Raw genomic sequence first — 7,204 nt, forward strand, 5'->3', positions numbered from 1 at the left:
TCGTCGGGGTCGGCACGATCAGGGAGGGGAGCCGTGACCAGGATCGGCAGGCGTACGTTCAAGCCGGCTCCGTGGCCGTGGAACACGCTGTCGTGGGTGCAGGTGCCGGAGGGGCTGGAGTTCACCCTCTACTACGTCACCCCGCTGGTCCGCGGCACGGAGGTCGCGGCGACGGCCGAGGACGAGGACCGCTGGCAGCGCGCGCTGACCGTGTTTGAACAGGAGCTGCACGACGCGCAGTCCGACGTCCGGTGGGCGCACGGGGTCCGCAACAAGGCGGGGTTCATGGTCGACAACCGGGCGGTACGCGAGCGCCGCCGCGACCTGATCCCCGGGCGGCGTGGCAGGTCCCGGCAGGCGTGGGCCGACTGCGAGGCGCGCATGCGGGCGGCCGAGGCGGCGTACCGGCCCGTCCGCGAGGAGATCGAGCGGCGAATCGCGGAAGCCGAGGCACGGAAAGCACATGAGGCGCGGGAGGCCGACGGCGGCACCGGGCCCTCGTCTCCGCGCCCTTGATCGCGGATCATGTCCGGTATGAGCGAGACGCGCGGCACCGCACATGACCATCCCGAGGACCACAGCGGCCCGGTCGCGGTCCTGCGCCGCTGGGAGGACGCGGGCGGAGTCTGGCGGGTCGTCGCGACGCGCGGCGACAGCGTGACCGTCTCCCTGTGCCGCTGCGACGGCGGCGAGGAGGCCGAGCGGCTGACGTCCGCGGACCCGGACCTCGTCGCGTACGTCAACCGGCGCCTGGCGGAAGACCCCTGACCCGCGAATCGGACGACCGCCACCGGGGGAAGGGCGCCCCTGAGAGCCCTCGCCCCGGCGGCGGCCGGGTACGGGTCAGCCGACGACAGACTGGAGTTCGTCGTGGTCCTTCTGGACCAGTGGGAACTGCGCGGCGCCGTTGGGCAGGGCCCAGAACGAGCCCGTGCGCACGGCGTCGAGGATGATCCCGCCGGCTTCGAGCGGCGGGATGCCGTGCTCGTTGCCCTTCTTCAGGCGCTCGATCATCGGCGGGCCCTGCGGCGGCAGTTCGTCGGTCGTGATCAAATGCTCGGCGATCTCGGTTGCGACGTTGCCCGGGCAGACGACCGTGACGCCGACCTCGGCACCCGACATGGCCAGTTCGGCGCGCAGGGCCTTGGACAGCGCGATGACCCCGGCCTTGCTCGCTGTGTAGGGGGCGATCATCGGGCCGACCAGCATGCCGCCCATTGACGACACATTGACCACATGGCCGCCCTCGGGATTGGCGAGCAGCAGCGGCATGAACGCCTGCACGCCGTGCACGACGCCGAACATGTTCACGTCGAACACCCGGTGCCAGTCGCCCAGTCCGGTCTGCCACGCGGTGCCGAACGTGCAGATCCCCGCGTTGTTGACGATCACGTGCACGGTGCCGTACGCCGCGACCGCCGCGTCGGCGAGCGCCTGGACCGCCGCCGGGTCCGTGACGTCCGTCGGTACGCCGATCGCCTCCGCGCCCGTGCCCCGCAGTGCCGCGACCGTGCCGGCCAGGCGTTCGGCGTCCAGGTCGGCGAGGACGACGCGCATCCCGGCGGCGGCCATGGCCTCGGCCGTACCGCGTCCGATGCCGCGCGCGGCACCCGTGACGACACCTACCCGGCCGGTCAGTTCACGCATGGGTCTCTCCCGAGGTCGAGTTCAAGGTCGGAGCGGGGCAGCCGAGCGGGGCAGCCGAGCGGGGAAGCGCACCGGGTGACGGTACGCGCATCACGCGCGCAGCGGCGCGATCTCGCCTTCCTGTAGCCTGCGCCCCGCGATGCCCTCGAAGCCGTTGCGGTCGGTGTAGCTCTCCTCGCCGATGATGCGGCCCTCGTCGTCCAGGACCCAGACGATCGCCATGCGCGACTCGTACAGGTAGAACGCGTCGGCGGACTTGTCGTCGACCTCGATGCCCATGGCCGCGAGCGTCGCGCCCGGGTACGCCATGCGGATGGTCCCGTCGGTCAGGATCAGGTGCCGGTCGACCGCGAGCCGGTCGATGTCGTGCACGAGCTGGGTGGCCCCGCTCGCCACGAAAGCGCCGTAGTACGCGCGGACCCCCTCGGTGCCGCGCGGGTGCAGGCGCGGGTTGTCCGGCGCCCCGAGGCGGTAGACGGGCTCCGGCGCCAGCGTGGCCATCAGCGCCTCCAGGTCGCCGTGCGCCTCCGCCTTCTGGTGCGCGATCACGGCCTCCAGGTTGCGGCGCAGCACCGGATCGGTTTCGTCGGCAAGGCGCCGCTCCAGCGGGGCCCAGGTCAGGTTGGGGTCGATGACGACGTCGCGGGCGGGGGCGGTCATGGCGGCTCCTCGGGCGGAGTGGGCGGGTAGGGCGGCGGAGTGGGCAGGGCTGGTGGGGCCGGTGGAGCGGCGACGGGTACGCCTGGGCGCGGTCCGGCCCCGCGAAGGCACGCGCGGCGGCGCGTCCGGTTCTACCTGCCGCGAACGGTTGATCTCCACGGCTGCTGTGCACTGGTCGTGTGTACGGCCGATACGAACGACGCGTGCAAACAACTTTTGTATATGGTGTAAACGTCGGTGAGAAAGTTTTAGCATTGCTCTGTGACAGGGTCAATGAACATCGCCGCCGCCGGGGCCGACGTCTCCGCCGCCCCACAGCGCCCGGTCGTGCGGCCGCGCCTGACGCTGCGCGACGTGGTCCTCGCCGCCCGGGCCGTGGCGTCCGCGGGCGGCGTCGACGCGCTGACGATGAGCGCCGTCGCGACCCGGCTCGGGGTCACGCCGATGGCGCTCTACCGGCACGTCGACGATCGGGCGGCGCTGCTCGCCGCGGTCGCGGACTCGGTGCTCGAAGAGGTCGGCGCGGGCGTTGACCCGTCCGTCCCGTGGGACGACGCGGTCGTGATGTGGATGGCGGACGTCCGGCACCGCATCGTGCAAAGCCCCTGGACAGCGCAGCTCATCGGCACCGAGACGCAGATCGCCCCGGCGTGGGCCGCCGCGCTCGACCGCCTGCTGGCGGTGCTGGAGCGCGGGCCGCTGGACGACGACGCCCGCGCCGACGCGCTGGTCTGGATCGCCCGGACGACCGTCGGGGTGGTGCTCCTTGAGGCCAAGTCGCCGCTCGCCCGCCCGGGGCACGCGGTCGGTGCGGCGCTGGAGTCCGCCTTGGAGACCGCGTCCCCCGAGATGGCCCGGCGCTGGGCGCGGATCGACGCACGGCTCGCGAGCTACCGGGACGACGACCTGTTCGATGACCTGGTGCGCCAGACCCGGGCCCGACTCGCGGCGGCGGTCGATGGATCGTGTTTTGGAAAACGCGATGACGGCCATATCGTTCCGGAATCGACGGCTGGTGACGTACCGACGACCGCCGGACCTGGGCCCGACTCGCCCTCCGACCTCACCGACGCGCAGTGGCGCCGGGTCCGCGCGCTGCTGCCGCCCGGCGACCAGCGCGGCGCCGCACGCGCCGACGACCGGCGTGTCGTCGACGGCATCCGGCATCGCGAGCGGACCGGGGTCCCGTGGCGCAACGTCCCCTCCAGATACGGAAGTTGGCAGACACTGTACGGTCGCCACCGCCGCTGGTCCGAGGACGGCACCTGGGCGCGCGTCACGGAAGCCCTGGACTCCTGACCGCGCCCGCCTGCTACGGTTGACCGCATGAAGTCGTCGGCGAATCTGTCCTGGTGGCGCTCCTCCTAGGAGCGGCCACGACTCAGACACGCCACGGGCCGTTCGTACCGGATGGCCCTTTTTGCTGCCCTGCGCCCGGAGCGTTCCGAGCCGGCGAGGCCGTCCGCGAGACACCAGACGCGAGACCCCGCCACCGGAACCCGGAAACAGGAGCCCCGATGACCACCGCGACCGCCGCAGCCGCCGCCACCCCGACCGGAACCGCAGGCCGGACCGCCGCCCAGACCCCTGCGCCCGCCCCGACCCCGGACCACCACCTCCGCACCGCCCCCCTCCCCGAGGACCCCACCGCCCACCGAGTCCTTACCGGCGACCGCCCCACCGGACGCCTGCACCTGGGCCACTACTTCGGCACCCTGCAAAACCGGGTGCGCCTCCAGGACGCGGGCGTCGAGACGTACCTCGTCGTGGCCGACTACCAGGTGCTCACCGACCGGGACGTCGCCGACCGCCTCGCCGAGTACGTCGAGGAACTCGTCCTCGACTACCTCGCCGCGGGCATCGACCCCGAGCGCACGACGGTCTTCGCGCACAGCGCCGTCCCCGCGCTCAACCAACTCCTCCTGCCGTTCCTGAGCCTGGTGTCGGTCGCCGAGCTCCAGCGCAACCCGACCGTCAAGGACGAGATCGCGCACTCGCGGCAGGCGGCGGTCAGCGGGCTGATGTTCACGTACCCGGCGCACCAGGCCGCCGACATCCTGTTCTGCAAGGCCGACATGGTGCCGGTCGGGCAGGACCAGTTGCCGCACCTGGAGGTCACCCGCACCGTCGCGCGGCGCTTCAACGACCGCTACGGCCGGGTCTTCCCGGAGCCCGAGGCGCTGCTGTCCGCCGCGCCGCTGCTACTGGGCACGGACGCCACGAAGATGAGCAAGTCGCGCGGCAACGCGGTCTCGCTCGCCTCGACCGCCGACGAAACGGCCCGGCTGATCCGCCGCGCGACCACCGACGCCGACCGCGTGATCACGTACGACCCGACCCGGCGACCCGGCGTGTCCAGCCTCGTGCTGCTTGCGGCGCTCTGCCTGGACCGGGACCCGCACGAGGTCGCGGACGAGATCGGCGGCGGGGGAGCGGCCCGCCTGAAGCAGGTCGTGACCGACGCGGTCAACGACCGCTTCGCCCCGATGCGGGCGCGCCGCGCCGAACTGGCCCGCGACCGGGCGTACGTGCGTGCCGTGCTGCATGCGGGCAACGCACGCGCCAACGCCGTCGCGGACGCGACATTGAGGGAGGTGCGGGAGGCGATGGGCATGCGGTACGCGTGAGGATGGCCGCATGACCGTACGCGTGCTCGACAGCCTGACCGTTCCGTGGATCCCCGTTTCGCACACCCTCGACGTGCTGCTGACCCCCGGCTTCCCGGACGGCTTCCCCGTCACGCTCGCCTTCGCCCTCGTCGTGGACGCACGCGGGCACACCCTCCTCACCCGGATCGACCGGCCCGGGCGGGGATGGGACGTGCCCGGCGGGCACATGGAGGCCGGGGAGTCTCCCGCCGAGGCCGCGGCGCGCGAACTCGCCGAGGAGACCGGCTACGCCGTCGACCCCGCGCGGCTCCGCCGGTTCGGCGGCCAGCGCATCACGCTGCACGCCGAGCCGCCGGCCGACTACCACTACCCGGCGCGGACCTACATGGCCTTCCACGCCTTGCAGTTGGACGGCTACGGCCCCGACACCCAACCCCCGCCCGAATCGGAGTGCACGGAAGCGGCGTGGTTCGCCCCCGAGGAGGTACGCGCGCACTGCGCGGGCGCCGCGTGGCTCCCGCTGCACACGGCACTTGTGCTGGACGGGCACTTGTGACGGACGGGCGCCAGTGACGGACGATCGCTCGTAACGGACGGGGGCACTTGTGACGGACGGCCGCTCGTGCCGCCCCCGACAGTCGGCTCAGCCCCAATCCCACGGAACCGTCACGACCCCGCCGATGCCCGCGACGAGCAGCAAGAGGACGATCGCGGTACGCCGCACCAGCCACGTCTGACGCCCCCTCAGGCCGTCCGCCGCCAGGACGCGGGCCGGCGCGCCGGGGCTGTGGACGACGTTCACGCGGCCCGCGACCGGCGTGTCCAGCACGACGGGGATCTTGGCGTCGACGCGGTCCCCGCTCGGCAGGTCGAACCGGACGTACGTCGCCAACCCGGTCTTGGCGGTGACCACGGCATCGGCGTTCACCCCGTCGCGGCGCAGGTGCGCGCGCAGGAGGTGGCGGCGGATCACGGACCGGGCGAGCCCCAGGGCCATCACGAAGTACACGCCGAATATCGCCGCGATCATCAACGAACCCAGGAACATGCTTCCCCCGAGAGTGCTTGGCACCGTCGCCTGAGGGCGTCGGCACGCCGCCCCGTGGACGGGCACTCTAACGACTCCACCTGGATGGTGATCAAGAGAGGGCCGAACGGGACAGCCGGATCACGCGGGCTACGCCGCTGTCCGCGCGCCCCCAAGCACGCTGCCCAGCAGATCGTCGAGCCCGACCATGCCCAGGAGTTGCCCGTGCGCGTCGTGCACCAGGGCCAACGAGGCCCGGCGTTCGCGCAGTGCCGCGACCGCGCGCTGGATGGGGGTGTCGATGCCCAACGTCAGTACAGGGGACGCGAGTTCGCCGGCGGTCGGAGCGTTCGGCGAATCCGCGCCGAGCCCGCGTATCGCCAGCACCTCGCGTACGTGCAGCACGCCGGTCAGCCGCCCGTCCGTACCGCGGACCAGGAGGCGGTTGCGGCCGTTCCGCCGCGACGCAGCCACGATCTCCTCCGGCTTCGCCCCCGCCGGAACCTCGTCGATGCGGTCGGCCGGGACCACCAGCCGGGCCAGCGCCTCGGTGTGCGTGCGCAGCGTCGCGGTCAGGACGTCGTGCTCGGCGCTGCCGATCAGTCCCAGTCGCCGCGACTCGCCGACGAGGCGGCGCAGGCCCTCGGCATCCTTGGGGATGGTCAGTTCGTCGCGCGGGCGGATGCGGGCCGCGCGCAGGGCCGCGTTGCTGATGCCGTTGAGGGCACGCAGCAGCGGGCGTACGCCGCGCGTGAAGGTGCGGAACGGCGGGGCCAGCAGAAGCGCGGCGCGCTCGGGGTCGGAGATCGCCCACGACTTCGGAGCCATCTCGCCGACGACCATGTGCAGCAGCACGATCGTGCTGAGCGCGACCGCGAAGGCCACCGCGTGTCCGGCCGCCGACGGCAGACCGATCGCGCTGAAGAGCGGGTCGAGCATCGCGGCGAACGCCGGTTCGGACACTACGCCGAGGCCCAGCGAGCACATGGTGATGCCCAATTGCGCGCCCGCGAGCATGAGCGTGAGTTCGCGTACGCCCGCCAGCGCGGATCCGGCGCCGCGCTTCCGTGCCGCCGAGGCCTGTTCGAGCCGGTGCCGGCGCGCCGCAAGCAGGGCGAACTCGGCCGCCACGAAGAAGGCGTTGCCGGCGAGCAGGACGATCGTCGCTATGAAGGCGGGCATCGGGCCTATCCCGGTGCCGCCGCCCGCCGCCAGGTCCAGGGGAGCGGTGGCCGTCATGCCGCCACCTCGCGCTGCCCGG

General features: G+C 72.7%; 9 protein-coding genes. 5 read left to right on the forward strand and 4 right to left on the reverse strand.

Features of this window, described 5'->3' with window-relative positions; genetic code table 11:
- Nucleotides 1-33: 33 nt before the first annotated feature.
- Nucleotides 34-516: a hypothetical protein gene (locus ACRX5S_RS10015; protein WP_436772472.1), complete on the forward strand. Its 483-nt coding sequence runs from the start codon at nucleotides 34-36 to the stop codon at nucleotides 514-516.
- A gap of 18 nt (nucleotides 517-534) precedes the next feature.
- Nucleotides 535-768 (forward strand): hypothetical protein, encoded by a 234-nt coding sequence (locus ACRX5S_RS10020; protein ID WP_436772473.1) that lies wholly within the window; start codon nucleotides 535-537, stop codon nucleotides 766-768.
- Between the two features lie 75 nt (nucleotides 769-843).
- Here the strand turns inward: ACRX5S_RS10020 and ACRX5S_RS10025 are convergent, their stop codons facing one another.
- Nucleotides 844-1,647, reverse strand: a complete 804-nt coding sequence (locus ACRX5S_RS10025; RefSeq protein WP_436772474.1) for an SDR family NAD(P)-dependent oxidoreductase — start codon at nucleotides 1,645-1,647, stop codon at nucleotides 844-846.
- A gap of 90 nt (nucleotides 1,648-1,737) precedes the next feature.
- Nucleotides 1,738-2,307 (reverse strand): nuclear transport factor 2 family protein, encoded by a 570-nt coding sequence (locus ACRX5S_RS10030; RefSeq protein WP_436772475.1) that lies wholly within the window; start codon nucleotides 2,305-2,307, stop codon nucleotides 1,738-1,740.
- 261 nt (nucleotides 2,308-2,568) lie between these two features.
- Between ACRX5S_RS10030 and ACRX5S_RS10035 the strand changes: the two genes are divergently transcribed.
- From ACRX5S_RS10035 to ACRX5S_RS10045, 3 genes are all read left to right on the forward strand, one after another.
- On the forward strand, nucleotides 2,569-3,606 hold the full coding sequence (locus ACRX5S_RS10035; RefSeq protein WP_436772476.1) for a transposase: 1,038 nt from the start codon (nucleotides 2,569-2,571) through the stop codon (nucleotides 3,604-3,606).
- Between the two features lie 218 nt (nucleotides 3,607-3,824).
- Nucleotides 3,825-4,934, forward strand: coding sequence for a tryptophan--tRNA ligase (gene trpS / locus ACRX5S_RS10040; RefSeq protein WP_436772477.1), 1,110 nt, complete (start codon nucleotides 3,825-3,827; stop codon nucleotides 4,932-4,934).
- 10 nt (nucleotides 4,935-4,944) lie between these two features.
- Entirely contained in the window at nucleotides 4,945-5,472 is a 528-nt protein-coding gene (locus tag ACRX5S_RS10045; protein ID WP_436772478.1) for an NUDIX hydrolase, read from the forward strand.
- Between the two features lie 87 nt (nucleotides 5,473-5,559).
- Here ACRX5S_RS10045 and ACRX5S_RS10050 read toward each other — a convergent pair whose 3' ends face one another.
- Both ACRX5S_RS10050 and ACRX5S_RS10055 read right to left on the reverse strand, forming a co-directional pair.
- Entirely contained in the window at nucleotides 5,560-5,964 is a 405-nt protein-coding gene (locus ACRX5S_RS10050; RefSeq protein WP_436772479.1) for a hypothetical protein, read from the reverse strand.
- A 129-nt stretch (nucleotides 5,965-6,093) separates the two neighbouring features.
- A complete protein-coding gene (locus ACRX5S_RS10055) occupies nucleotides 6,094-7,182 on the reverse strand; it encodes a hemolysin family protein (protein WP_436772480.1) in 1,089 nt (362 codons plus the stop codon).
- Between the last annotated feature and the right edge of the window lie 22 nt (nucleotides 7,183-7,204).

Source organism: Yinghuangia sp. YIM S09857, assembly GCF_051388915.1.
Lineage (GTDB): Bacteria > Actinomycetota > Actinomycetes > Streptomycetales > Streptomycetaceae > Yinghuangia.

Coding starts and splice junctions, on each gene's coding strand:
- ACRX5S_RS10020 (WP_436772473.1), top strand. CDS start 535: ATGAGCGAGACGCGCGGCACCGCACATGACCATCCCGAGGACCACAGC.
- ACRX5S_RS10025 (WP_436772474.1), bottom strand. CDS start 1,647: ATGCGTGAACTGACCGGCCGGGTAGGTGTCGTCACGGGTGCCGCGCGC.
- ACRX5S_RS10030 (WP_436772475.1), bottom strand. CDS start 2,307: ATGACCGCCCCCGCCCGCGACGTCGTCATCGACCCCAACCTGACCTGG.
- trpS (WP_436772477.1), top strand. CDS start 3,825: ATGACCACCGCGACCGCCGCAGCCGCCGCCACCCCGACCGGAACCGCA.
- ACRX5S_RS10045 (WP_436772478.1), top strand. CDS start 4,945: ATGACCGTACGCGTGCTCGACAGCCTGACCGTTCCGTGGATCCCCGTT.
- ACRX5S_RS10050 (WP_436772479.1), bottom strand. CDS start 5,964: ATGTTCCTGGGTTCGTTGATGATCGCGGCGATATTCGGCGTGTACTTC.
- ACRX5S_RS10055 (WP_436772480.1), bottom strand. CDS start 7,182: ATGACGGCCACCGCTCCCCTGGACCTGGCGGCGGGCGGCGGCACCGGG.